The 25,199-nt window shown below is 45.7% G+C and carries 22 protein-coding genes; 11 read left to right on the forward strand and 11 right to left on the reverse strand.

Annotated features, from left to right (window positions below; all coding sequences use genetic code 11):
• Window positions 1-60: 60 nt before the first annotated feature.
• The 6 genes from OQY15_RS03510 (at window position 61) to OQY15_RS03535 (ending at window position 7,014) form a co-directional block, all read left to right on the forward strand.
• Window positions 61-1,752 (forward strand): amidohydrolase, encoded by a 1,692-nt coding sequence (locus tag OQY15_RS03510; RefSeq protein ID WP_265787811.1) that lies wholly within the window; start codon window positions 61-63, stop codon window positions 1,750-1,752.
• Between the two features lie 93 nt (window positions 1,753-1,845).
• Window positions 1,846-2,184: a hypothetical protein gene (locus OQY15_RS03515; RefSeq protein ID WP_265787813.1), complete on the forward strand. Its 339-nt coding sequence runs from the start codon at window positions 1,846-1,848 to the stop codon at window positions 2,182-2,184.
• 62 nt (window positions 2,185-2,246) lie between these two features.
• On the forward strand, window positions 2,247-3,251 hold the full coding sequence (locus OQY15_RS03520) for an ABC transporter transmembrane domain-containing protein (protein WP_265787815.1): 1,005 nt from the start codon (window positions 2,247-2,249) through the stop codon (window positions 3,249-3,251).
• Window position 3,252: 1 nt separating this feature from the next.
• Window positions 3,253-4,611: an HlyD family efflux transporter periplasmic adaptor subunit gene (locus tag OQY15_RS03525; protein ID WP_265787817.1), complete on the forward strand. Its 1,359-nt coding sequence runs from the start codon at window positions 3,253-3,255 to the stop codon at window positions 4,609-4,611.
• 17 nt (window positions 4,612-4,628) lie between these two features.
• Window positions 4,629-6,092 carry a TolC family protein gene (locus OQY15_RS03530; protein WP_265787819.1) on the forward strand — a complete coding sequence of 488 codons (1,464 nt, stop codon included), beginning with the start codon at window positions 4,629-4,631 and terminating at the stop codon, window positions 6,090-6,092.
• Between the two features lie 70 nt (window positions 6,093-6,162).
• Complete coding sequence (locus tag OQY15_RS03535) at window positions 6,163-7,014, forward strand: alpha/beta hydrolase (RefSeq protein WP_265787821.1); 852 nt, start codon at window positions 6,163-6,165, stop codon at window positions 7,012-7,014.
• On the opposite strand, the gene OQY15_RS03540 is transcribed toward OQY15_RS03535, so the two are convergent.
• Window positions 7,011-7,772 (reverse strand): SDR family oxidoreductase, encoded by a 762-nt coding sequence (locus OQY15_RS03540; RefSeq protein ID WP_265787824.1) that lies wholly within the window; start codon window positions 7,770-7,772, stop codon window positions 7,011-7,013. The genes OQY15_RS03535 and OQY15_RS03540 overlap by 4 nt on opposite strands.
• 211 nt (window positions 7,773-7,983) lie before the next feature.
• On the opposite strand from OQY15_RS03540, the gene OQY15_RS03545 reads away from it, so the two are divergent.
• Window positions 7,984-8,712: a class I SAM-dependent methyltransferase gene (locus OQY15_RS03545; protein ID WP_265787826.1), complete on the forward strand. Its 729-nt coding sequence runs from the start codon at window positions 7,984-7,986 to the stop codon at window positions 8,710-8,712.
• 43 nt (window positions 8,713-8,755) lie between these two features.
• On the opposite strand, the gene OQY15_RS03550 is transcribed toward OQY15_RS03545, so the two are convergent.
• The 3 genes from OQY15_RS03550 to OQY15_RS03560 all read right to left on the reverse strand — a co-directional run bounded on the left by OQY15_RS03550 (window position 8,756) and on the right by OQY15_RS03560 (window position 11,122).
• Window positions 8,756-9,742, reverse strand: coding sequence for an aldo/keto reductase (locus tag OQY15_RS03550; protein WP_265787828.1), 987 nt, complete (start codon window positions 9,740-9,742; stop codon window positions 8,756-8,758).
• Window positions 9,743-9,875: 133 nt separating this feature from the next.
• Complete coding sequence (locus OQY15_RS03555; protein ID WP_265787830.1) at window positions 9,876-10,721, reverse strand: DUF4394 domain-containing protein; 846 nt, start codon at window positions 10,719-10,721, stop codon at window positions 9,876-9,878.
• A gap of 50 nt (window positions 10,722-10,771) precedes the next feature.
• Window positions 10,772-11,122, reverse strand: coding sequence for a hypothetical protein (locus tag OQY15_RS03560; protein ID WP_265787832.1), 351 nt, complete (start codon window positions 11,120-11,122; stop codon window positions 10,772-10,774).
• A 79-nt stretch (window positions 11,123-11,201) separates the two neighbouring features.
• On the opposite strand from OQY15_RS03560, the gene OQY15_RS03565 reads away from it, so the two are divergent.
• The 3 genes from OQY15_RS03565 to OQY15_RS03575 all read left to right on the forward strand — a co-directional run bounded on the left by OQY15_RS03565 (window position 11,202) and on the right by OQY15_RS03575 (window position 14,065).
• A complete protein-coding gene (locus tag OQY15_RS03565) occupies window positions 11,202-12,056 on the forward strand; it encodes a hypothetical protein (protein ID WP_265787835.1) in 855 nt (284 codons plus the stop codon).
• 73 nt (window positions 12,057-12,129) lie between these two features.
• The gene (locus OQY15_RS03570) at window positions 12,130-13,089 is read left to right on the forward strand and encodes a DUF3626 domain-containing protein (protein ID WP_265787837.1); all 960 of its coding nucleotides are present in this window, start codon (window positions 12,130-12,132) and stop codon (window positions 13,087-13,089) included.
• A 118-nt stretch (window positions 13,090-13,207) separates the two neighbouring features.
• A complete protein-coding gene (locus tag OQY15_RS03575; protein WP_265787839.1) occupies window positions 13,208-14,065 on the forward strand; it encodes a VOC family protein in 858 nt (285 codons plus the stop codon).
• On the opposite strand, the gene nhaA is transcribed toward OQY15_RS03575, so the two are convergent.
• Genes nhaA through OQY15_RS03595 form a run of 4 tightly spaced genes read right to left on the reverse strand, consistent with a single transcriptional unit; the run spans window position 14,051 to window position 20,867 of the window.
• Window positions 14,051-15,178: a Na+/H+ antiporter NhaA gene (gene nhaA, locus OQY15_RS03580; protein ID WP_265787841.1), complete on the reverse strand. Its 1,128-nt coding sequence runs from the start codon at window positions 15,176-15,178 to the stop codon at window positions 14,051-14,053. The two genes, OQY15_RS03575 and nhaA, sit on opposite strands and share 15 nt — an antisense overlap.
• Window positions 15,162-16,211 (reverse strand): LamG domain-containing protein, encoded by a 1,050-nt coding sequence (locus tag OQY15_RS03585; RefSeq protein WP_265787843.1) that lies wholly within the window; start codon window positions 16,209-16,211, stop codon window positions 15,162-15,164. The genes nhaA and OQY15_RS03585 overlap by 17 nt, the downstream gene beginning before the upstream one ends.
• A gap of 11 nt (window positions 16,212-16,222) precedes the next feature.
• Window positions 16,223-17,680: a RagB/SusD family nutrient uptake outer membrane protein gene (locus tag OQY15_RS03590; protein ID WP_265787845.1), complete on the reverse strand. Its 1,458-nt coding sequence runs from the start codon at window positions 17,678-17,680 to the stop codon at window positions 16,223-16,225.
• A gap of 4 nt (window positions 17,681-17,684) precedes the next feature.
• Entirely contained in the window at window positions 17,685-20,867 is a 3,183-nt protein-coding gene (locus OQY15_RS03595; protein WP_265787847.1) for a TonB-dependent receptor, read from the reverse strand.
• A 166-nt stretch (window positions 20,868-21,033) separates the two neighbouring features.
• On the opposite strand from OQY15_RS03595, the gene OQY15_RS03600 reads away from it, so the two are divergent.
• Complete coding sequence (locus tag OQY15_RS03600) at window positions 21,034-21,615, forward strand: methyltransferase domain-containing protein (RefSeq protein WP_265787850.1); 582 nt, start codon at window positions 21,034-21,036, stop codon at window positions 21,613-21,615.
• A 35-nt stretch (window positions 21,616-21,650) separates the two neighbouring features.
• On the opposite strand, the gene OQY15_RS03605 is transcribed toward OQY15_RS03600, so the two are convergent.
• The 3 genes from OQY15_RS03605 to OQY15_RS03615 all read right to left on the reverse strand — a co-directional run bounded on the left by OQY15_RS03605 (window position 21,651) and on the right by OQY15_RS03615 (window position 25,140).
• Window positions 21,651-22,442 carry an SDR family oxidoreductase gene (locus OQY15_RS03605; RefSeq protein WP_265787852.1) on the reverse strand — a complete coding sequence of 264 codons (792 nt, stop codon included), beginning with the start codon at window positions 22,440-22,442 and terminating at the stop codon, window positions 21,651-21,653.
• Between the two features lie 119 nt (window positions 22,443-22,561).
• Window positions 22,562-23,398, reverse strand: a complete 837-nt coding sequence (locus OQY15_RS03610; RefSeq protein ID WP_265787854.1) for a helix-turn-helix domain-containing protein — start codon at window positions 23,396-23,398, stop codon at window positions 22,562-22,564.
• Window positions 23,399-23,487: 89 nt separating this feature from the next.
• Window positions 23,488-25,140, reverse strand: coding sequence for a sulfatase (locus OQY15_RS03615; protein WP_265787856.1), 1,653 nt, complete (start codon window positions 25,138-25,140; stop codon window positions 23,488-23,490).
• Window positions 25,141-25,199: the final 59 nt, after the last annotated feature.

Consider the following 25,199-nt stretch of genomic DNA (forward strand, 5'->3'; position numbering starts at 1 on the left):
GCCGGTTTATTCAAGTAAAGTTTAATATATATGCAGATCATATTATTAAATTAACATTTGATGAAATCAACTCTTAGCCTCCGCAATAAGTTTCAAAGTGCCGCAGCATTAAGCATGCTGGTCATTTTTGGTATCACCAGTTGTCAGCAGAAACAATTTGCCGATGAAGTAATTGTTGGAAAAATATGGACAGGCAACCCTGAAAAACCATGGGCAGAGGCTATGGCTGTTGCCGGCGACACGCTGATGGCAATTGGCAGCAAAGAAGAGATGCAGGCCCTTACGGGCAAAGATACTAAGACTACGGATGCCGGGCATGATCATCTGGTAGTTCCGGGTTTTATTGACAGCCATTCACACTTTGTAGAAAGTGGCTTTGAACTGGCATCTGTACAACTGCATGAGGCAAAAACAAAAAAAGAGTTTATACAAAGAATCGCGGATTATGCCAAAACGCTGAAACCCGGCACCTGGATTATCGGCGGCAATTTTGACCATCATAACTGGGGAGGCGAGCTGCCCAACCACACCTGGATAGATTCTGTAACAAAGGACAATCCTGTATGGGTAAACCGTATCGACGGACACATGGCGCTTGCCAATGAAGCAGCTTTAAAATTAGCAGGAATCACCAACGAGGTCAAAGACGTCAAAGGAGGCGAAGTAATCCGGGTTAAGGGACAAATCACAGGATTATTTAAAGATAATGCACTGAATTATATTCGAAGTGCTGTTCCTCATCCTACACCGGAGCAGGAACAGGCAGCCTTTGATGCAGCAATGGATTATTATGCAGCACGTGGCATCACCTCTGTCGTTACCGTTCCGGGTACGGGCTACGGCGATTATTTCGATGTCCTGAAAAGAGCTGCGAAAAAAGGAAATTTCAAAACCAGAATATATGCGGTAGCAGAATTAAAAAACTGGCAGAAAATAGCACAACAGATCAAAGAGGAAGGTACCGGCGATAAATGGTTACGCTTTGGTGGTGTTAAAGGTTTTGTAGATGGTTCATTGGGATCACATACAGCGGCCTTTATGAAACCCTTTACTGATGCTCCGCGCGACTCAGGTTTCTTTGTCGTGCCGGCAAATGTCTTGTATCAGCGTATCAAATCTGCTGACAGTGCAAATCTCCATTTACTGATTCATGCAATTGGAGACCGTTCCATCAATACACTACTCAATCTGGCTGAAAAACTCGAAAAAGAAAACGGTAAAAAAGACAGAAGATTCAGAATTGAACATGCACAGCATATTCTTCCATCGGATATCAAAAGATTTAAGGGTCTGGATATTATGGCAAGTGTGCAGCCATACCATGCCATTGATGACGGACAATGGGCAGAAACTATTATCGGACATGAGCGTGCAAAAACTACTTATGCATTCCGCACTTTAATGGACGAAGGTGCAAAGCTGGTTTTTGGAAGCGACTGGTTCGTAGCTCCTGCTGATCCGCTGCTGGGAATTTATGCCGCAGTAACGCGTCGCACACTCGACAATAAAAACCCTGAGGGATGGATCCCTGAACAAAAAGTTACCGTAGAAGAAGCTTTAAAGGCTTACACCATCAACGGCGCTTACGGAACATTTGAAGAAAAGATTAAAGGATCTCTGCAGAATGGTAAGCTGGCGGATTTTGTCATCCTGGATAAAGACATCACTAAAATTGACCCGGTTCAGATTCAATCTGTTAAGGTCCTAAGTACTGTAGTTGGCGGCAAGCAGGTTTTTAAAGCAAAAGATTAGGGAAATATCTCCGGTTTTGTGTAGCAATCTTGCATTAATATGTTTAAAGTGCTTACGTCCGAAAAAAACTAATTATTATATTTGTCGCGATTGATGATAAATATAATTAATACAAAGTCGCTCAGAAACCTTTTCAGCATGCTGCTCCTCAGTTCCATGCTGCTAAAAGTCTGCGCGCTTTCTATTTCTCATTTTTCACTCAACATTGATCCTATTGCTGTAGAAAAAAGTACAGACGAAGGTAAAGACGCAAAAGAAGAAGCTACAGATAAAACTGAAAAGAAGCTGATCAGATGTGAATTTATCTACGTTGACCATGGTGATCTGCTATGGGTGAACCCTTTACCACTCAGCATTTACTCGTACATTATGCAGATCGGCAGCCACCCGCTGAAAGCCGTACCCACGCCGCCTCCGGACGTACTTGCATAACTTATAACGTGCATTATTCCTGCACACATTCAAAATTACTTTATTAAAAATTTCCCAACAGGATGAAGAAACATCATGCTGCCGGTGCTCCAACGCCCTGGCAAAGACTCGTACGTATACTACATTACGAACGTTCAACTATCAATTACATTTACATCTATGCGATGCTGATTGGGTTAATCGGCTTAACGCTCCCATTGGGCACAAGTGCGGTTTTTAACCTGTTATCCAACGGCGCAATGTACAGTTCAACTTACATTCTCATCGGCGTTATCCTGATCGGTATTGTCAGTGGCGGACTGCTGCTGATCGGTCAGCTTACCCTTGTAGAGGTGATCGAACAAAAGATATTTGCAAAAGCTGCGCTTGAGTTTGCATTCCGCTTACCACGTATCAAAAAACAGGCGCTCGAAGGTGAAAACCCTGCAGAGCTGGTTAACCGTTTCTTTGATATCCTTACCATACAAAAAGGATTAACAAAACTTCTCGTGGATATCGTTGCTGCAGCAGTGCTGATATTTTTCAGCGTGATCCTGCTCTCCTTCTACCATCCGGTATTTATGGCCTTCGGTATATTCGTTCTGCTTGTAATTGTGCTGATTGTAGCGCTGTATTACAGACAAGGTCTCAATACCAGCATTGAAGAATCAGGTCATAAATATGAAGTGGTTGCCTATCTCGAGGAAGTAGCAGGTGACCTGGATGCCTACAGACAGGATCCGGCCAAACGTCTCGAAGTGCTAACCCGTACTGATGAGATTACGGCTAATTACATCCAGGCTCGTAATGAGCACTTTAGCATCCTGAAGAGATTCTTCTTTAGCGCAGTTGCCATGCGTACCGTACTCATGGGTGCACTGTTGCTGATGGGTTCATACTTTGTAGTAGAACGCCAGATGACATTCGGACAGTTTGTAGCAGCTGAAGTGATTATCGTACAGATCAGTTATGCCATCGAAAAACTGATGACCAATTTAAATACCGTTTTTGATATGGTAACCGGCAGTGAGAAACTTGCTGTAGTTACTGATCTTGAACTCGAAGAAGGAGATAGAACACATGGGTAATATGACTAAAAATTTAACCCAGATCAAAAACTGGGAGCAGCTGTCCCTGCAGACAAATTCCAAATTACTGCAGGCAAAAGGGCCAAAATTACTGGGGCGCATTATGCTGTTCGTGCTGGTTCTCTTTGTGATCCTGCTGCTGCTACCATGGAGACAAACCATCCCGGGTCGTGGTACAGTCACTGCCCTGAGACCGGAAGACAGGCCTCAGACGGTACAAAATCAAATCGGCGGACGTATTGAACACTGGGCTGTACGTGAGGGCCAGGCCGTAAAAAAAGGAGATACTATTCTGGTGATTTCGGAAACCAGTCAGTCCTATTTCGACCCTGAACTTCCGGCACGCTTAAACGAGCAGCTTAATGCGAAACGTGGCAGCGAAACTGCAGCAACGCAAAAGATGGAAGCTACTAATTCACAAATCAGGGCCATGACCAATGGTTTGAAGTTCCAGCTGAGCGCCGCAGAAAATAAAGTGAAACAAGCGCAGAACTATGTGAAGATTGACAGTGCAGAACTGCTTGCTGTAGAGAAATATTTCGAAACGACCAAAGCACGTCTGGAACGTTATGAAGCCGGTTATAAAAACGGACTCTTCTCGCTTACAGACATTGAAACACGCAGGCTGAAACTGCAGGAAGACAATGCAAAAGTAATTGGTTCGCAGAACAAGCTCAATAACTCGAGACAAAACCTATTGAACTCCAGCATAGACCTGGATAACATCAGGGCGAAATATCAGGAGTCGCTGGCAAAGGCACAGTCAGACATGAGCTCTGCAATTTCCAGCAGAGCCAGTGCACAGGGCGAGATTGCCAAACTGAGAAACGATATCTCCAACATCACCATCAGAAGAGGTTTATATATTGTCAGGGCACCACAAGATGGATTTATCGTTAAAACGATGAAGGCCGGTATTGGTGAAAACATTAAGGAAGGTGAATCAGTGGCTACCTTACAACCCAGCTCACCACAGGTTGCAGCAGAGCTTTATGTAAGTGCAATGGATGTACCGCTGATTCTGGATACAAGTGATGTGAGGATACAGTTTGAAGGCTGGCCTTCGGTACAGTTTTCAGGATGGCCATCGGTTGCCGTGGGTACCTTTGCAGGTAAAATCTATGCGATCGACCGCGTGAGCAGTACTGGTGGTAAATACCGCGTGCTGATCAGCCAGGCTAACCCTGTTCCAACCAAAGATGAGCCATGGCCGGAGCAATTGCGCCAGGGTTCGGGAGTATACGGAAGGATCATCCTCAGGTCAGTACCACTATGGTATGAGATCTGGCGACAGCTTAACGGATTCCCGCCAAGCCTTGAAAAAGAGCCATCAGGAGATGGTAAAAGTAAGAAAGATTAAATAATGGAGGTCGTCAGATGAAGATATTTTTCAGGAGATTTCCTGCCGCAGGCATGCTCATATTTATGCTGCTTGCCTCATTCAATACGCTTGCCCAAACCAAACCTGTAACGGATACAGCAAAAGTATTTACGCTGGAAGATCTGCAGGTATTGGTTTTCAGATACCACCCTATTGTGAAACAGGCTGCCCTGCTCAGCGAATCTGCACGGGCCAATGTATTGCAGTCGCTGGGTTATTTTGACCCGGCAATAAAGGCCGGTTTCAGTCGCAAGCTGTTTGGTGATACAGAATATTACAACAACTGGAACAGTGAACTCAAAGTGCCACTCTGGCTTGCCGGAGCTGATCTGAAAGTAGGTTACGACCGCAGTGTGGGCACTTATACCAACCCTGAAACACGTACCCCTGCAGGTGGACTTTCCGGTGTTGGATTAAGCATCCCATTAGGACAGGGATTGATCATTGATGCGCGACGCAGCACACTGAGACAGTCTAAAGCAATGGTACAATATGCCGAGGCAGAACAGCTGAAGCAGATCAACAGTGTCTGGTATGCTGTTGTCAAGGATTACTGGAGCTGGTATTATGCTTACAGACAGTTTACCCTCGTAAATGAAGGTGTAGAACTTGCAGAGCGCAGGTTTAAAGCTTTAAGCAGGCAGACGGCCATCGGTGATAAACCGGTGATCGACTCAGTGGAGGCTTACATCACCGTCCAGGAGCGTATTATACAGAAAGAAAAAACGAAGATCGAGTTACAGAATGCACGCCTCGTGTTGTCAAACCATCTCTGGAGCGCTGAGGGCAACCCACTCGAACTGCCCCTGGAAGCGATGCCAGAGCTGATCGACGAGAATATTAACAAACCTCAGCAGGCCGTACTGGATACGCTGATCGGCAGGGCTTCGGGGCAACACCCTGAACTGCTCAAATTGAGAAGTAAAGGTGCACAGCTGGCCATTGAAAGAAGTTACAGACAGGAAATGTTAAAACCTAAACTGAATGTCAGTGGTAGCCTCATCGCCAACCGCAATAACTTCAGGAACAATGTGCCTGATTATTATGATTTTAACTGGAGCAACTACAAGGTGGGCATTGAATTTGCCTTCCCGCTGTTTTTACGTGCTGAGCGCGGAAAGCTCAGAGAGGTGAAGATCAAACAGCGTGAGCTGGATTACGATGTTCAGCAGACAGGTCGCGAGATCAGGAATAACATCCTGGCATCCTATAACGACCTTACTGCCTACTCTGCACAGCTGAATGTTCAAATACAAAGCATCAACAATCAGCAGACTTTGCTGAAAGGTGAAACGCAGAAGTTTGAACTTGGAGAGAGCACACTGTTTTTGATCAACAGTCGTGAATCAAAACTGATAGATATGAAAATTAAGCGGGAAAGTATGATTTCCGGCTATCAAAAGACACTTGCCGAACTGTATTACAAAGCAGGGACCCGGCAGGATGTAACCCTAAACTAACCAAATAGGAATTGAAACCCTGCGTGTTTGTAAACCGCAGGGTTTTCTTTTGAAATCACTACCTTTAGGTATGAAGTTATTTTACCTATACCTTTTTTCAGCCGCCATCTGCATTTTTCTTGAGCCTCAGTCAGGATTCGGACAAGCTCCGGTGAAAGATGTGATTTACAAGAAAATCGATACCACAGCCCTTCATCTCAAAATGTACTACCCTCAGGACTACGTAAAAGGTCGCAAGTACCCGACAATAGTTTTCTTTTTTGGGGGTGGCTGGATCACCGGCTCAATGACACAGTTCCAGGAACAGGCTAAATATTACGCCGGCAAAGGAATGATCGGCATTACTGCAGATTACCGTTATCAGAAACGCAATCATACCACACCTTTTGAAGCTGTATCCGATGCTAAGTCGGCCATACGATACCTGCGTCAGCATGCCCTTGAACTGGGCATAGATCCGGATAAACTGGCTGCCGGAGGTGGTTCTGCAGGAGGACATCTTGCTGCAGCGGCAGATCTCACACCGGATCACAATAAAGGTGAAGACCTGATGATCAGCTCCAGGCCCAATGCCCTCCTTTTGTTCAACCCTGTATTTAACAACGGCCCCGGAAATTATGGTTACGACCGTATTGGCGCCCGCTATCCGGAGGTATCTCCATTTCATAACATCAAGCCCGGGGCAGCTCCATCGATTATCTTCTTTGGGACCAAAGACCAGCTTGTTGCTGTAGATACCGCCAAAAAATATCAGGAAGCGATGAAGAAGAACGGCAACAGGTGTGAGTTACTATTTTACGAAGGACAGGTACATGGTTTTTTCAACTACAGACCTTCGGGGGATAGTTACTACTACCTGCTTACCCTTTCAAAAGCTACCGCATTTCTGAAGTCGCTCGGCTACCTCAAAGACCAGCCTTAATAGGCCTTTTGGGCCGTAGGACGTACCACCAGCTCATTTACATCCACATCTTCGGGCTGCTCAATCGCAAATGCTACGGCTCTGGCGATTGCTTCCGCAGGAATGGTATTGGACCTGAATTGTTCATCAGCCATTTTCTTCAGTTCCGGATCGGATATGGAGTTGGAAAGTTCTGATTCCGTCGCCCCGGGAGCAACAATGGTAACCCTGATTTTATGGCTCACTTCCTGTCTCAAACCATCACTGATTGCCCGCACGGCAAACTTTGTGGCACTGTAAACTGTAGATGTTGGTCCCACCCAGCGGTCTCCTACAGAGGTAATATTGATAAATTGTCCGCTATCTTTTTTCTCAAAAACCGGAAGTGCCGAAGCGATGCCATTAAGTACTCCCTTGATGTTCACATCAATCATCTGGTTCCACTCATCCGTTTTGTAGGCATTGATCATCGACAAAGGCATTACACCAGCATTATTCACCAGTACGTCGATACTTCCGAAGGTCTGTTCAGCAAAAGACACAAATTCCCTGAAATTGTTCAGGTTCGTTACATCAAGTGCAAAAATAGCCGCCTTGCCACCCTCGCTCTCAATATCTTTTAAGATCCCTTCCAGCTTGTCGGTCCGCCTTGCGCCCAGAACAACCTTCGCTCCTTTTTTTGCCAGATGTCTGGCGATGGCCTCTCCTATTCCGCTGCTGGCCCCTGAAATGACTACTACTTTATCCTGTATTGCAGGATGTTGATTTAAATTTTCCATATTGTCTTTGTTTTTTGAATACCCAAAATTAGCTGGCCCGTAAAGGCAAAAATTGCAACATTCAAAGCAAAGATTACAAAATACAAACCTGTGATTACTCAGTAACAATCGTGTGCATTTCAGTCGAAAAGCTCAGCATGAAAAACATTATTCGTTTTTTGGAGGTTTTACAAGTTAGTTTTAAATCGGCTTTAAACATTTAACCCCATTTATGAAGGATAATTTTTCAGTACAATCAGCGGGATATGCACAGTTCAGACCTACGTATCCATCCGAATTATACGACTTTCTTTTTTCCCTTTTAAGTGAGCAGCATACCGCCTGGGATTGTGCCACAGGTAATGGCCAGGTTGCCCGGGAGCTTGCCAGACATTTCACAGACGTGTATGGTACGGATATCAGTCAGAACCAATTGTCGCACGCCGTACAAAAAGACAATATCACCTACCTGCTGCAGAGTTCTGACAAAAGTACTTTTGAGGATAACACGTTCGACCTGATTACGGTTGCACAAGCTATCCACTGGTTCAATTTCGATGCTTTTTATGCAGAGGTGAAACGTACCTTAAAGCCTTTCGGGATTTTTGCAGCCTTCGGATATGGGGTGATGCAGATCAATGAAGAGCTGGATATCATTATCCATAAACTGTACAAGACAATTTTAGGCCCCTATTGGGATGAGGAGCGGAAGTACATCGATCAGGGTTACCATACCCTGCCTTTTCCTTTTCAGGAGGTACCTGTCCCGGAGCTTTCCATTAAAACTTCCTGGAATTTTGAACAACTCATCGGGTATCTGAATACCTGGTCGGCCGTACAACATTACAAAAAGGCCAACGACAGCAATCCGCTGGATCTGGTCATCTCAGATTTACAGGATGCCTGGGGCGATGCAGAGAGAGATGTCACCTTCCCAATCCTGATGAGAGTAGGAAAGTAAAAAAGATTGGCCTCTCTGTATGAAAGGCCAATCTAAAATGATATTATTCAAATCCTAATACAGGATGAGGTTGATAAAGCTCTTCCAAAGATTGGATCTCTTCATCGCTCAATTTTACAGAAACTGCTGCTACTGCATCTTCAATATGTCCGGGTTTGCTTGCACCAATAATCGGTGAGGTGATACCATCTTTCGAAAGCATCCAGGCCAGCGCCACCTGTGCATTAGGGATACCCTTTTGCTCAGCAATTTCTGAAACCCTGTTTACAATATCAAAATCCGAATCCACGGAATACAGAGATTTACCGAAAGCATCAGTTTTTGAGCGTTCTGTCTCGTTACGTTCTTTAGTCCTTTTACCGGTAAGTAATCCCCTGGCAAGTGGCGACCATGGGATAATTCCCAGTCCCTGATCCTGGCAGAAAGGAATCATCTCTCTTTCTTCTTCCCTGTAGATCAGGTTATAATGCGGCTGCATCGACACAAAACGCGTCCATCCATTTAGGTCTGCCGTGTATTGTGCTTTCGCTAACTGCCAGCTGTACATGGATGAAGCCCCGATGTAGCGGACTTTTCCGGCTTTTACCACATCATGAAGCGCTTCCATTGTTTCTTCAATGGGCGTTTCATAATCCCAGCGGTGAATCTGGTAAAGGTCTACGTAGTCAGTCCCCAGACGTTTTAAACTCGCGTCAATAGCACTCATGATATGTTTTCTCGACAAACCTTTACCATTCAGGCTTTTATCGGTACTCATCGGCATGAATACTTTGGTAGCCAATACATAATCATCCCTTTTTGCAAAATCGCGCAGGGCTCTTCCCAGCACTTCCTCACTTGCCCCGTCTGTATATACATCTGCCGTATCAAAGAAGTTTATGCCCAGTTCCAGCGCCTTTTTGATAAAGGGCCGGCTTTGTTCTTCATTTAATGCCCATGGCCAGCGCTCTGTTGGCGTACCATAAGTCATGGTGCCCAGCGCAATGCGCGAGACAGACATTCCTGTTTTGCCTAATCTGATATATTCCATATGTTATTAAAATATAACAGGGCCAGACAATAGTATTGCTGACCCTGTGTGAGTCAATTCTTGCAAATCAACTCAATATTTACCATGTTGTTTAACATAGGGAATAATGTTACCCTAAGCAGACATTGCCTGTTTATAATGCTACAGGTGCGATTGGTATAGCAATGCTGATAATCGTATTGCTGAAATTGTTTGCAATTTTGGTTGCTTTACCTGAAGTGAGGTCGATGCTGTACAAATTGGTTTGGCCGGCAACTTTTAACGCCGCAATAGCAACTGTTCCATCCGAGCTGATATCAAAATCACCCGCTTGCTCCACATCAAAACCCAGGGCTCCAACTTCTACAAGTTTACCGTCATTTGGCGGGTCTTGTTTATACAATTTATCTGTGGTTACGTCGATGTCAAATAATACGGTTGATGTTGCACCTGCGCGGTTATTGGTATACGCTGCAGCAGTCACAATTGCATTATTCACGCCATTGAGCGGCGCATCCGTTGCGGCAACAGCTCCTGTCTCGGGGTGTAACCTGAGATTTTGTCCCGAAGAGGTGATCAGACGGATACGGTCTACAGTAGGATTGAAATCCACACCAATAGCAGAACCACTGATTGCAGGGGTAAATGGTGCCGTACCAACTGCCTGAGCTGCACCTGTGGTTGTATTAATTACATAAATGCGGCTGGTGCTTCCGATTCCGTACAATGTTCCGGTAGCAGGTCTGAAATCAATGCCCAATAAGGTTTCGCCAGTTTGCAGACCCGTGATGCCCGATTGTTTGGTAATGGAAGAAACGTTTCTCGCATTCACGGTCAGCAGCTGATTGTTGTTTGTCAGCGCAAATAATGCCAGATCAGGACCAATAATGCCCGGTTCGTTGTTTACGCTGTCATTTTTGTCTTTTTTACAAGCTGATATAGTTAGAACTGTGGCACATAAGATCGCCAAACCCGCCATGGGTAATTTAAAGTTTTTCATAAGATAGGATGTTGTTTACAATGATAAATGTGAGGCTCAATAGCCCGATATTAAACGATAGATTGTAAACTTGAATCAGGGGGCGGTGTGGTAATCTGATAATAGTGGGAAGAAACATAATCGATGGCATACGAAGAAAAATGGACAACTTCGGTATACCATGAATGGCAATGATCATTACTGTTATAGTTACTGTAATACTCTTTGTTCTTGTTATAATCGCTGTCGGCTTCTTTATCCGACTTTTCCGATTCCGCGTCAGGGGTAAGCGTAACCGTCTTCACAAAAAGCTTTGAAACCCTCAGTACCGGTGCCGCGACCTTAAGACCTATCAGAAAGATAAGTCCTATTACGATAAAGATCCGTAATGGTTGTGGGCGATATGGATTTTCAACTGTCAATTATAGATTGATATGGTTCACCTACGTAGAAAAAAGGATAATGGTTTTTATATATTTGCTGGATAAATCCATTTACGATATGAACAAATACATTTTATTATTTCTTGTACTGCTCCCCTTTTCAGTCTCTGCCCAGAACACGATTAATAATTATAAATATGTGATCGTACCAGAGAAATTCGCTTTTCTTAAACAAAAAGATCAGTATAAGTTAAATACCCTCACCAAGGCATTGCTGCAGGACAAAGGTTTTACGGTATATCTGGATAATGACGAGCTGCCAACAGAAATTGCGAACAATAAATGTACTGCGCTGGTGGCTGATCTGCTTGAAAAAAACACCATGTTCAGCACCAACGTAACGATGTTGTTAAAAGACTGTTATGGTAAGACTGTTTTTGAAACTAAACAGGGAAAAAGCAGGGAAAAAGAATATAATGTATCCTATAATCTGGCCTTAAGAGATGCATTCACCTCACTAAGTGATACTCCTTATGCCTATCAGCCCGCTTCAGCTGCAACTGCGGCCGTTCCTGTCTCTGCCAGCACAAGTACACCTGCGGCGAGTGCAGCAGTTTCTGCCAATACACCTGCCGCCGCTACAACAAGCCCAGCTACTGCAGCAACTGTTTCAGCAGCAGTGACGGCACCAGCGGCTTCTACTGCAGTTCCGGCAGGCACAGCAAGCGCTAATGCTGCAGAAAGCAAACTTGCAGCCGGAACGCTGTATGCGCAGCCTACTGCCAACGGATATCAGTTAATTGACACGGCGCCAAAAATCATTCTTACCCTTTACAAAACTTCAGCAGAAAATCAATTTATTGCCAGCAACGGGACTGCCAACGGTATTGTCTTCAAAAAGAATGACAACTGGATTTTTGAATATTATGCAGGTGGAAAACTCGTTGCAGAGAAGCTGCAGATTAAATTCTAATCTCACCTATTTAGGGTATTGAACCTCGATTCTATGTGCTATAATTTTATATCTACAATAGAATCGAGGTGATATGAAATTACAAAAAAGGCCCAAACGCATACCTGAACCAAAAAACAGGGTAAAAGCGCGGCTCGCTGCCAGTGACATTTTATCGCTCACCGACCATGAGCTTGAACATACGCAGGTGCTGGACGAAGTTCAGGTGGAATTTCGGCTGGCAAGAGATTTGAAAATAAGCGTCCATGAATCAGCTGAAGTGCGAAAACAAATGATTGCTCACTTGAGAGACTCTAAACTGACGATCAATTTTGAAGCGGATGCGCTCTTTAAAGTTCCCCTGAACAAAGATATTTTTGAAAACTGCTTCAGCCGTCCCAAATCAAAAACGTATATGGAGCACCGGGATGAAGTTGAGGAAAAAATGTTCGACTTCTCTGCTAACCGCGGAAGACTAACTCACAAAAACGCATTTTCATCAGCTCTTGATTCTGTGACAACCAGAATTAAATTATTTGGTACATATGATGAAGGAAATAACCGCTCTTTTGAACCGGAGTTACGTCCGAAATATGCTGCCATTAATTTCGAAAAACAAAAATTTGGAGCCGTTGCAGGAGATTATGGCTGGTCGCATATGGTGCTGAAAGAGCATGTAAAGCATAGATGTACCTTTACAGACCGTGATTCCTTTCGTTACAAATCACAACCAGACATCTCTCTTTATACTGCTGATTATTTCCACATGGACAGACTTCTGTTGCATATGCATGAAGCTATACTCAAGCGGTTATACAAACAGGTCAGTGGCATCAGTCTGGCGCCAGACTCTATTCCGATGTTCAAATATATTGAGGCTCAGATCCACGGGAATCTTGTGTTTAGCCGTGATATAGAAAAAATCTGCATTAAAAAAACAGATGTCAGCCGGGATAAAAGGTATTATCCTGATGCCCTGGATAAAAAACAGTATCAGGCAATTATTGAACACTTCACAAAGAAAAATAACATTGCACTTGAATATATCGATTGAAACAGATCGTACGTTGTCGCGATCAGCCCCTCATGATGTCGTGCACACACCCGGTAATTCTTTCAAAAGGATAGTATGTTTGTGATAACCGACCAGGTTTCACAAACATACATCTCTTATGGAAACACCAACAGTTAAGAATGCAATCTATCCCTGCCTTATCCTGAAAGACAAGGTAGCAGAAGCCACAGATTTTTATCTGCAGACTTTTGGAAAGGGAAAAGTGCTCAGCACTAACCCTATTGTCACCTTTCTTGAGCTCAGCGGACAACACTTTATGCTGCTCAATGATGGTACTGCATCGGTACCCAATGTTACATTTTCCTTCATGGTCATCAGTGAAACACCTGAAGAAACAGCCAGATACCATCAAAGTCTTACTGAAGGTGGGCAGGTATTCATGCCGCTCGACAAATACGACTGGAGTGAAAGTTACAGCTGGGTGCAGGATAAATTCGGGGTCTCCTGGCAATTGTATACCGGCAGCAATGATGGCGTCACACAAAAGATCTGGCCCTCGCTGATGTTTACCGGCGACAATGCGGGCAAAGCTATAGATGCAGTGAATTTTTACAGTCAGCTCTTTCCCAATTCGGGAGTTGGGGGTATCATGGAATATACCGGGGAGGATGATGACACAGCGGGACTGGTTAAACATGCACAATTCACGATCAACAACCTGATTGTTACCGCAATGGACAGCTCAGCAGATCACCATGCAGTATTCAATGAAGCAACATCCCTGGTAGTGAACTGTGATACTCAGGCAGAGATCGATGAGTATTGGGATAAGCTGACCGCAGATGGCGGACAGGAAGTTCAATGCGGATGGCTAAGGGATAAATATGGCCTCAGCTGGCAGATTGTACCTAAAAATATCGGAGAGCTGGTAACAGATCCCGAACGCGGCCAGCGCGTATTACAGGAAGTCATGAAAATGAAAAAACTGATCATTGCAGATTTAGTCAGCGCGTAACACCATACTTCCCAGCACTCCCGCTACCACAGATCCAATCAAAATCCCATACTTGGCCTGATCAATCAGCAGTGACTCCTTAAATGCCAGTCCGCTGATAAATAAGGACATCGTGAAGCCGATTCCGCCCAAAAGCGCCATGCCAAACAAGTGTTTCCAGGTTGCCCCCGAAGGGAGCCTGGAAGCACCTATCTTCACCATGATCCAGGTAAAGAGAAATATCCCAATGCATTTACCCAGCACCAGTCCGGCACTTACGCCGATGGATACCGGATTGACAATCGTATTCAGAAAATCTCCGCCAATACTGATGCCGGAATTGGCCAATGCAAACAGCGGCATAATCAGAAAGGCCACCCATGGATGCAGACCGTGCTCCATCCTTTCCAGCAGTCTCCCGGATGGAATCGTAAAGGCCACAACAACGCCTGCCAGTGTAGCATGTACGCCTGATAACAGGAAACAGAGCCAGACGGCGATACCGACAACGAGATAGAAAAATACAGAAGTAATCCCGACCTTGTTTCCTGCCACCAGCACAAACACAAATATCGCAGCGATACCTAAGGCTACAAAATCCACTCCTGAGGTATAAAAGAAGGCAATTACCAGTACAGCCCCCAGGTCGTCAGCCACGGCCAATGCAGAGAGAAATACCTTTATTGATGCCGGAACATGTTTTCCTGCCATAGATAACAAGGCCAAAGCAAAAGCGATATCAGTAGCCATCGGTATCCCCCAGCCATGTTCTGCTGAGGTATCCTTATTGATCAGAAAATAAATCAGGGCAGGCACAATCATCCCTCCTAAGGCGGCAGCCATTGGTAGCGTGGCCTTGCCCAGCGAGGACAGCTCCCCTTCCAGAAATTCCCTTTTCAGCTCCAGCCCGATCACAAAGAAAAAGATCGCCATCAGTCCGTCGTTGATCCAGATATGAATGGGTTCGTTCAGCTGGTACAAACCAGCCCCAAGGGCGAGTTTGATATCCCATAAGTGGTGGTACGATCCCTGGAAACCCGAATTAGCCCAAAGGATCGCTATTAAAACACTGAATAAAAGAATGATACCACTACTGTATTCTAACTGTATAAAGCGATTAATCTGGTTTTTCATTATTGTATATTCTCATGACCTCATCAGAGCTCAGCGCTTTATTATAGAACCTGATATCATCCAGAGAGCCCTTAAAAAACGCCGCATTGGAGAAATAGAAAGGACTTGTAGTATCAGTAAAGTTAAGGATTCCTTTTGGCAGGATCTGCCCGATTGCCAGATTCACCGGCGTAACCAGCTTAAATGCTGTTCCCGCAGCACTTTCCGACTTCACCTGTACACCGTCTACGTAAAACGTGATCTGTCCATTTCCGGCGGTAACCACAGCGTGATGCCATGCACCATTCACCATTTTACCCGGGTTACTGTCACGGTCGTACGTTGCCGAGCCAGTTTTCAGTGTCAGGAACAGGAAGTTGTCCGACTGCAGCTGGAACTTAAAGCCATTCCATTTGTTCAGTGACATGATATAATTATCACCGTAAGATTCTTTGGGATTGATCCATAAACTCAGACTCAGGATTTCCGGATTCAGTGCGGCAGCGTAAGGTACTTCAACATAGGCACCATTGGCAAATTCATATGCACTGTTGGCAGTACCAAACCTGTCGGTCGTCAGCACAGGCAAAACACCACCGTCAGAGTGGTTTGCTGCATTGCCAATAATACCCGACATCAGCGTACCATCATGTTTGTTAGCCGTGGCATCCATCGGATTTCCGTTAAACAGCCATTTTGCCACCAGGTTTTCCGGCGCCACTTCTGCGATCTTCCTGGCCGTAAAATCTACCACTGCCCTGCGCAGGTTGGCAAAAGCATTGTTCACTTCTGCCTGGGTATGCTCTCCCGTGATGACCTGCGTAGCCAGGTCTACCGCCTGTTTTAAGGTCGTACGCGCCTGTTTGGGGTACTGGCCCAGATCGTGTCCTTCTACACTCTGTGTGTATACCTGACTGACAGAATCTGTGAGTTGCTGCAAAGTCGCCTTATTGGATGCATAATCCGGCTTTACATCATCATCCTTACAGGATGAAACCACCACCGCAGTCAGCAGGGAAGCAAAAAACAATGTATTATATTTCTTAAGAGTCATGATCATTCAGATTATAGTCCCCCGCTCACATTTATTTCTGTTTGCGGAATAGGGAAGAATTTGTTGGTTGTATAGTTGAAATTAGGCGCTCCCGGACGAATAGCCGCTTCCGCATAAGCCTGTCCGTAACGCATCACATCCAGAAAACGCTGAAATTCCAGTGCCAGTTCTGAACGGCGCTCGCGACGGATGGCCGTCCTCAATGCCGACTGATCTGTCGTCGTCAGTGCAGGCAGTAATCCTGCTGGCGCAGGACCGCTGAAGTTCCTGCGGGCACGGTCACGGATCCTGTTTAAAGGCACCAAAGCAGCCGAGGACTGTCCAAGTTCGTTTAGTGCTTCAGCCTTTATCAGCAGCACATCTGCAAACCTGATCGCTTCAAAATTGAGGTTACCATCATTTTTTGTCGTAGAGGGAACCTCACTGATCGGCTGTACATGTTTTTTGGAGAGATATCCTGTGGTCGTCCAGGATGTCTGAAATTCGCTGTCAAAATAAGGCTGTCCGGTTCTGGCTACGGTGAGATCCAGACGCGGGTCGTTGCTCTCAAAGTTATCCACCAGACTTTGTGTAGGGTAAAACACCCCTGCCCCGTTTAAAGAGCGCGGTGCAAACCAGTAGTTCAGTGAATTTCCCTGTAGCGGTTGTGCCCCGCGGGTATGCCATACGGAGAAAACCACCTCATTATTCGTTTTTGCTGAAGCACTGAAATTATCCCTGAAATTGTCTGTCAGCTGATATCCCAAACCTTCTACCTGTGTGGCAAAAGCCGCAGCTTCAGTATATTTCTGCTGGAACAAAGATGCTTTAGCCAGCAGGGCGAGCGCTGCCCCTTTTGTAGCCCTGCCAATATCTGTTGTGCCTGTCCATCTTTCCGGTAAACCTGCTGCTGCTTCCGTCAGGTCTTTCTCAATCTGCGTATATACCTGTGCCTGTGTAGATGCCGGAACCTTGCCATCCTGAAGTGTAGCCACCTTCAAACGCAAGGGAATATTCCCGTAGAAATTCGTCAGCATGAAATAGTAGTAAGCCCTGAGGAATTTCACCTGCGCCAGCGCCTGCGTCCTCACTGTTTCAGATACCTTGGTGTTTTCTGCCGTTAGTCCATCGGTAACCACATTACAACGGTTGATGCCATTGTAAAAGCGCGACCATACAGCCTGCACGGCAGCATTTGTAGGCAGAATATTAAACAAATCGACACCTGTAAAGTCGGCCTGCTCACCCGCATTTCCACCGATGACCACATCATCCGAGGCTACATCACCCAGCACCCACACCGGGTTGGCAGAAGCATCCGTAAAGGTTAAAGGAATATAGGCAGCATTCACCGCAGTGACCGTAGTGGCATCCGTACTGAAGAGGTCTTCGTCAGAGTAAAAACCCAGCGCTGGCTGATCAAGGAATTTCTTGCACCCTGAACCAAGCAGCAGCAAAACAAATAGCGGTAGTATATATAAATTCTTCATGGATCTAAAAGTTAACATTAAGGCCTAAAGTGTAAATTCTGGCCGAGGGATAAGTACCCCAGTCGATTCCAACAGCTCTTACGCCTTCGCCCTGCGCATTACTGCTGGTATAAATCTCAGGATCAAGTCCGGTATATTTGGTAAACGTAAGCAAGTTCTGACCGCTGACATATACGCGCATTGACGCGATCTTCAGCTTTGACAACATGTTTGGCGTAAAGCTATACCCTATCTGCGCATTTTTCAGACGCAGGTATGAGCCGCTCTCCAGGAAACGTGTAGAAGGTCTGGTATTGTTGGTAGATGATGCGGAGTTCCATGTCAAACGCGGGAACTCGTTGGTACTTCCCTCGCCGGTCCAGCTCCCTGTAGCCACCCTTTCCGTAATATTGAAAGCCCTGTAGAAACCTTCAGAATCTGTAGCTACCTGATTGTATAACTTGTTTCCATAAGCTCCCTGGAAGAAGAAACTCAGGTCAAAGCTCTTGAACTTTACATTACCGGTAAAGCCGTAAGTCAGTTTTGGAATCGGGCTGCCGGCAATCTCGCGGTCGTTCTCATTGATGACACCATCACCATTTGTATCTTTATACTTTACATCTCCGGGACGTATTCCCACACCCTGGTAAGCGTGCGTAAAGATGTCCAGCTCATTCTGGAAGATCCCTTCCATTGGGATCAGGTAAAATGCACCGATCGGCTGCCCTACGGTAGTTAATGTAGCATTGTATTCGTTTCCTATACGTCCGCCAAATATTGGTAAACCCGCCAGTGAAAGCACTTTATTTTGCAGTGTTGCCAGGTTTCCCGAAACATCAAAACTCCAGTCGTCAGACAAGGTTCTGCGGTATGAAAGCTGCAGTTCAAATCCCTGGTTGCGTACTTTTCCTGCATTGATAAAAGGACTCGTTCCACCCCCGGCACTTGGCGCCAGCGGATTGGCAAACAGGATATCCTTATTATCACGGATAAAATAATCAGCACTTAACTGCAGGTTGTTATCAAAGAAGCCGACATCAAGTCCGAAGTTGGTCTGTGTACTTGTTTCCCAGGTGATATTGCTGTTTCCCCTCGATGTCAGTGAGTTTCCGATCTGAGGCGATCCCCCAAACGGATAGAAACCTACGAAGGAATTGAGTGTCGTATACGCATAATTGCTGATCTCCTGGTTACCCGTCTGCCCGATACTGGCACGCAGTTTCAGCAGAGATAGCTGCTCAAAACTTTTGAGGAACTCCTCCTGATCAAGGCGCCATCCTATGGATCCTGCATAGAAGTTCCCATACCTGTTATCAGGACTTAACCTCGATGATCCGTCACGACGAACCGTGAAGCTGGCCAGGTATTTATCAGCATACTGGTAATCGGCACGGCCGAATAAAGAAAATAGTGCCCAGCGCGATTCGTTCTCCCCGTTTTGCTGTACGCCTATTCCGTTATCGAGATACTGGAAGTTGGGCGACTGGTTAGGAAATATCGACCTTGAAGCGGAAAGGCCATTCGTGCGACTCTTGATCGCCTCTGTTCCGGCAAGCAGGTTCAGCGTTTGGTTTTTATCAAGTTTGATATTATAGGTCAGGGTATTTGTCCAGTTGTAATCAAACTGGTTGGAGTTGGAACGTGCCAGACTTCCCGGGGAGTTCAGCGAGCGGTCGCTTCCCCAGATGGCGAAGAACTGCTTAAAGTCTGTAATCACCAGGTTACCGCCAAATGTTGTGCGCAGCTTCAGGCCCTTTGCAATATTAGCTTCAGCAAAGATGCTTCCCAACACACTATAGGCATTGTAACCCCTGTCAAAGTTATCCGCATAACCCACCGGGTTAAGTCCGTCTCCGAAGAAGGCAGGGTTTTCCGGAAGATCTACATAATCACCATTGTCTTTAAATACTGGCGTGGCAGGAGTACGGAACAACGCATAACGCATTACACTGGCTCCCTGGTTTCCATCCCCAAAGCCGTCGCCTGATGCACCTACTTGTTTGGTTTTTGCATAAGACAGGTTTAGGTTTACCCCCGTTGAAAATACTTTTGATAATGTGCTGTTGATGGCCGTACGCAGGTTCAGCCTGTCGTACGAACTATTTTTGATCAGTCCATCCTGTTTAAAATAATTCGCGGAGACCATATAATTGCCGGTTTCATTTCCACCATTCACAGAAAAGTTGGTATTGTTTACCACCGCCGGTTTCAGTACTTCCTTCTGCCAGTTCACATCAGGTAGTCCTGCAGCGAGACTTGCCGGGATCTGCTCCCTGCCATCGGCTGCTGCCGCAGTATTGAAAGCAGTTACGTATTGCTGTGTATTGGCCATCTTAATCAGATCCCCATGCACCTGCACACCGGTATACTGACTGATGTTAAATTTGGCTTTGCCGGATTGTCCTTTTTTAGTGGTTACAACCACTACCCCGTTCGATGCTCTTGCCCCATAGATGGATGCTGAAGATGCATCTTTGAGGACATTGATACTTTCGATATCTGAGGGAGAAATCTGGTTGATGCCTGAAGGTGTAGGCACCCCATCGATCACATATAGCGGGTTGTTATTGTTGATGGTACCGATACCACGGATACGAACCGCAATACCTTCACCAGGGGCACCTGTTCCCTGGGTTACAGAAACCCCGGCAGCTTTACCCTGCAGTACCTGATCCACACCACCAACGGGCATATTGTCAATGTCAGAAGGTTTGATAATGGATACCGCACCTGTAAGGTCTTTCTTCTGCTGTGAAGAATATCCTGTCACCACTACTTCATCCAGCACTTTGCTGGAAGGAACCAGCGTGATCGTGATGTTTTTTTGTTCCCCCGGACGAATGATCTTGGTCGTATAACCTACAAATAAAACCTGTATCGCGCTGGTCACGCTGGGCAGGCGAATACTGAACTGCCCTTTGGCATCAGTAAGCACCTTTGAGGTTTGTCCGCGGATCTGCACTACAGCTCCCGGAACGGGCAGCCCTTTTTCATCTTTCACAATCCCTTTCACAATTCCCTGTGCAGCAGTATCAGCCTGACTGGCAGTGGTTGGAGGTACAGAATCTTTCGGGGCCACTGGTTTTTTCAGTGAATCGGTTTGTACTTGCCGGCGCTTTAGCGTATCGGGTATTTCCTGTGCCTGCGCGGTAAAAACGAGTAAGGGCATGGCCAGGAAAATGTACTTCTTTGGTAGCAATAGCTTCATATATCTGATTAGAAGGAGTATTGGTTCCGCAAGTGCGGAGTAATTAATACAACATTACTGCTAAAATGTTTGGGCATTTTGCGTTATTTTTCACATTTTTTCGGGATAACGGAATTTATTACATAGTTTACAGGACGTAATCACAAGAAAACACATCACCATCAGCATGTTAGACGACGAACAGATTATTGTCCCAAAATACTACGCTCAGCTACTGGAGGCTAGTGCGAAATTACAATTCAGTATGCCATCCGATCTGAAAACAGGATCGCTGCTCCGGACCTTAGTAGCTTCAAAACCATCAGGGCATTTCCTGGATATCGGCACTGGCACAGGGCTATCTCTCGCCTGGATCGCTGAAGGCGCAGATGAAAGTTCGAGGATCATATCAATTGATATTAATGCGGATTTTCAGCAGGTAGCCATTGATACTTTTAGTGATGACCTGAGAATATCAATTGATACTGCGGATGGCAATGAATGGCTGACATTTTACGATGGCGAACAGTTTGATCTGATCTTTGCAGATGCCATGCCGGGGAAATTTGAAGTACTGGATCAGACTCTTGAGCTGATCAAAGTGGGAGGATTTTACCTGATCGATGACCTGTTGCCACAGCCGAACTGGCCTGAAGGGCATTCGTCAAGAGTGGATGCATTGGTAGAAACGCTCAAACAGAGAAGCGACTTTGTGCAGACGACCTTCAACTGGTCTACGGGACTGATGCTGTTTACGAAAATAAAATAAGCTTACCAGCTTTTGTCTGGTAAGCTCTGCAAGTATTAAACGTTTCCGTAAGAATTGGATTGTCCGCCGTCAATGGCGATGATCTGCCCGTTTACATAACTGCAGTCTTCACTCAGCAGGAACACGACGAGTTTTCCCACCTCTTCCGGTAAACCTAATCTCTTGGTTGGATTGGCCTGTGCATACACGGTTTCGGCAGCTTTAGGATCTTCAGGATTTACCTGTCTGAAGGCTTCGGCAACCATCGGCGTCAGTATTGCTCCCGGAGCGATAGCATTGGTGGAAATACCGAACTTTCCGTATTCCAGGGCAGCAGTCTTGGTGATACCTGAGACAGCGTGTTTAGTCGCCACATACGGGGTCTGGTTCATCACACCCCTGATTCCTCCTACTGAAGCTACATTGACGATACGGCCATACTCCTGCTTTTGCATCACCGGGATAATGTATTTCATACCATAGTATACCCCCATCAGGTTGATATCAACTACTTTTTTGAAGACATCCAGATCGTAATCGACCATCGGTGCCTGACGGCCTTCTATTCCTGCATTGTTGTAAAATCCATCGATACGGCCAAACTCAGCGATCGTATCATCAACATATTGTTTTACCACTGCTTCTTCAGACACATCAGTTACTGAAATGCGGATACGGGTTTGAGGATATTGGGCAAGGATATCGGCTTTAGACTTCTCCAGTGATTCTCCGTTATAGTCGACCAGCGACAGCAAAGCGCCATTTTTAGCGGCTTCCAGAGCTGCAGCATAACCCAGGCCCATAGCGGCGCCTGTAATCACGATTACTTTATCTTTTAATCTTTCCATTTGCGTTGTTTAAATATTCTGAATATATAACAAACAAAGGTTGGGGACAGTGAAGACAAAGTACCGCACAATACGAACCTTAATCAGCACAATCTGAACTTTAACAGTTTCTCGCTGCTCTAGGGGATTCTGGATGAAGCTTCTTTCGCTTTAAACTGCTCGGGTGTCATGCCTGTATGTTTCCTGAAAAACCTGGCAAAGTACGACTGATCAGAAAAGCCGAGTTTGTAGGCGATCTCCTTGACCGATAGCCGGCGATGGTACAGTTCACGTTTGGCTTCAACAAGCAGGAGCTGATTGATCAATCCGCTGATGGTGATACCTGATTTTTGTCGCAGGATCTCATTGATGCGCTTGGGGGTCAGACCTATGATGCCGGAATAAAAGGCAGCCGTACGCTCCTCCCTGAAATGTGTTTCTATCAGCTGACATACGCGGAACATCCTGAAGTCCTCATTTTCTGCCGTTACCTGCTGATGTTTACCAAAGCGGTATAAATGGGTGAGAAAAGCAGTGATGTATGTTTTAAGCAAGTCGCCGTCTGCCTCCTGCTGATGCTCCAGTAAGATCAGGCTGAATAACTGTGACATCGGTTCGATCATGTTTTCCGGAATCGGTAGCCCCGCATTCTGAAAGGGAGAAAATAACTGCCGCAAAAAAGGTTCCCGAATCTGATCAAAGAAGGCTGCAGAAAAGGCAATTACTTTGGCCCCTGGCAATGAGGCCACAGGGATAGAGTGTACCTGGTTTTTACCGATCAGGTAGATGACGTGCTTTTGCACCGGCTGAGGTTCGAAATCAATATAATGAGTGCCGCCGTCTTCCAAAAACCATACGATTGCATAGAAATCTATGCGGTGACTGGGCATATGCTCTCCGAATGCTGTACTTTGATCTGTTGCCAGAAAATGAGTTGCAGGGAGGTGATGGAGCGGGAAATCTTTATTTGGTTTCACGCTGTAAATATAGAAAAACACTGCACAAACCTTTTACTGTCATGCGCAGTATTCTTCCTGTAGATGCCCTCAGCTATATCAGCATACGCTCAGATCTTTTCGCCGAATATTTTCAGTGCTTCAGTATCCTCATACTGCCCGATCAGTTTCTTCAGCCTCAGCTTCAGGTCGGCCGTTATAGCTTCAGCAGCTTTGGTTCCGTAGATATTGTGCAGCTGTTGCGGATCCTTCTGGAGGTCGAACAGTTCCCAGCTATTGATTTCACCATAAAATCTGGCCAGAGTATACCTGTCGGAGCGGATACCAAAATGCGGATGTACATGGTGTGGACGCGGGAATTCATAATAGTGATAATAGGCATCCTTTCTCCAGTCTTTTGCTGTAGCTTCATCTTTCAGGAGCGGGAGAAAAGATCTCCCCTGCATGGCTGCCGGTGTTTGAAGTCCTGCGATGTCAAGTACCGTAGGACCCCAGTCGTTGTTCAGTACAATGCCGTTGACAACAGAACCCGCTTTCACGACTTTCGGATAACGCACAACAAGCGGTACATGCAGCGACTCTTCATATATGAAACGTTTATCGAACCAACCGTGTTCTCCCAGGTAGAAACCATTATCTGAGGCATAAATCACCACCGTATTTTCTGCAAGGCCAGTCTGATCCAGATAGTCCAGCAGCTTACCGATGTTTCTGTCGAGTGAATTCGCTGTAGCCAGGTAATCCTTCATGTATCGCTGGAATTTCCATTCCACCAGGGCTTTTCCTTTGAGTTTCTTCTCATCAAAGTCCGCTGTGATCTTGTTGTAATAGGCAGAGAAAACACGTTTCTGTTCAGGGTTAAACCTGCGGTACATACCTCCCTTAAGTATTTTATCGATCGCTTTTTCCTGAGCGGCAGTGGGCCTCGAATTTCCAAAAAGCTTTTTAATCAAAGCCTCCCGCTCCTGTTTCAGCTCTTCGGCGCTGAGGTCATAATCTGCATGCACCTTCAGGTCGTCTGTCAGCACCATCGTTTTGTCGATCGTCATGTCCTGATCCTTCGCAGCGAGCCTTGTTTCATAAGAATCGTAAAACGTGGAGGGCAGTGGGAAAGTAATATCATCATATGCACCTAAATCCGGCAGATCCGGAAACCACTCCCTGTGTGTAGCCTTCTCTCCCACTACCAGGAAAAAGGGTTTCGAATTATCGCGTTTATCGATCCACTGTGTGGCGAGCTGGGTAATGATATTGGTTACGTACCCTTCAATCCTTGTGGTATCTCTTGCGGAACTGATAAAATCAGGATTATAATACTGGCCCTGGGCATTGAGAATGTTGTAGTAATCAAATCCTTTCGGCAGGTTACCAAGATGCCATTTCCCAAGCCATGCGGTCTGGTATCCGGCTTCCTGTAAGAGGCTGGGAAACAATTGCTGATCCGTATCAAACTTCTGCTCATTCAGGGGATAGCCATTTTTATGGCTATACTTCCCCGTGAGGAAAGTTGCCCTGCTGGGACCACAGATGGCATTGGTTACGATCGCATTTTTGAACAGTGCACCCTCGTTTGCCAGGCGGTCGATGTTTGGTGTTTTCGCTATTTTATTGCCATAAGCACCAATTGCCTGGTAGGCATGGTCATCCGAGAGGATAAAGATAATATTGGGACGTTTGGATTTAGCTGGAGCTGTCTGCGCAGAGGCTATATTACTTAGGGCGGAGCCAGCGAGCAATAACACAAGTAAATATCTGATATTCATAGAATTATAATTAAATAGGTTCCATTCTTATTCATGCCTTCCGGATAAGCGTCGGGCAT

This window comes from Pedobacter sp. MC2016-15, from assembly GCF_026239695.1.
In the GTDB taxonomy this organism is placed as follows: domain Bacteria; phylum Bacteroidota; class Bacteroidia; order Sphingobacteriales; family Sphingobacteriaceae; genus Pedobacter.

Coding starts and splice junctions, on each gene's coding strand:
- OQY15_RS03585 (WP_265787843.1), bottom strand. CDS start 16,211: ATGACTCTTAAGAAATATAATACATTGTTTTTTGCTTCCCTGCTGACT.
- OQY15_RS03615 (WP_265787856.1), bottom strand. CDS start 25,140: ATGAATATCAGATATTTACTTGTGTTATTGCTCGCTGGCTCCGCCCTA.
- OQY15_RS03535 (WP_265787821.1), top strand. CDS start 6,163: ATGAAGTTATTTTACCTATACCTTTTTTCAGCCGCCATCTGCATTTTT.
- OQY15_RS03525 (WP_265787817.1), top strand. CDS start 3,253: ATGACTAAAAATTTAACCCAGATCAAAAACTGGGAGCAGCTGTCCCTG.
- nhaA (WP_265787841.1), bottom strand. CDS start 15,178: ATGAAAAACCAGATTAATCGCTTTATACAGTTAGAATACAGTAGTGGT.
- OQY15_RS03565 (WP_265787835.1), top strand. CDS start 11,202: ATGAACAAATACATTTTATTATTTCTTGTACTGCTCCCCTTTTCAGTC.
- OQY15_RS03510 (WP_265787811.1), top strand. CDS start 61: ATGAAATCAACTCTTAGCCTCCGCAATAAGTTTCAAAGTGCCGCAGCA.
- OQY15_RS03545 (WP_265787826.1), top strand. CDS start 7,984: ATGAAGGATAATTTTTCAGTACAATCAGCGGGATATGCACAGTTCAGA.
- OQY15_RS03550 (WP_265787828.1), bottom strand. CDS start 9,742: ATGGAATATATCAGATTAGGCAAAACAGGAATGTCTGTCTCGCGCATT.
- OQY15_RS03530 (WP_265787819.1), top strand. CDS start 4,629: ATGAAGATATTTTTCAGGAGATTTCCTGCCGCAGGCATGCTCATATTT.
- OQY15_RS03570 (WP_265787837.1), top strand. CDS start 12,130: ATGAAATTACAAAAAAGGCCCAAACGCATACCTGAACCAAAAAACAGG.
- OQY15_RS03605 (WP_265787852.1), bottom strand. CDS start 22,442: ATGGAAAGATTAAAAGATAAAGTAATCGTGATTACAGGCGCCGCTATG.
- OQY15_RS03540 (WP_265787824.1), bottom strand. CDS start 7,772: ATGGAAAATTTAAATCAACATCCTGCAATACAGGATAAAGTAGTAGTC.
- OQY15_RS03515 (WP_265787813.1), top strand. CDS start 1,846: ATGATAAATATAATTAATACAAAGTCGCTCAGAAACCTTTTCAGCATG.
- OQY15_RS03555 (WP_265787830.1), bottom strand. CDS start 10,721: ATGAAAAACTTTAAATTACCCATGGCGGGTTTGGCGATCTTATGTGCC.
- OQY15_RS03595 (WP_265787847.1), bottom strand. CDS start 20,867: ATGAAGCTATTGCTACCAAAGAAGTACATTTTCCTGGCCATGCCCTTA.
- OQY15_RS03575 (WP_265787839.1), top strand. CDS start 13,208: ATGGAAACACCAACAGTTAAGAATGCAATCTATCCCTGCCTTATCCTG.
- OQY15_RS03600 (WP_265787850.1), top strand. CDS start 21,034: ATGTTAGACGACGAACAGATTATTGTCCCAAAATACTACGCTCAGCTA.
- OQY15_RS03590 (WP_265787845.1), bottom strand. CDS start 17,680: ATGAAGAATTTATATATACTACCGCTATTTGTTTTGCTGCTGCTTGGT.
- OQY15_RS03520 (WP_265787815.1), top strand. CDS start 2,247: ATGAAGAAACATCATGCTGCCGGTGCTCCAACGCCCTGGCAAAGACTC.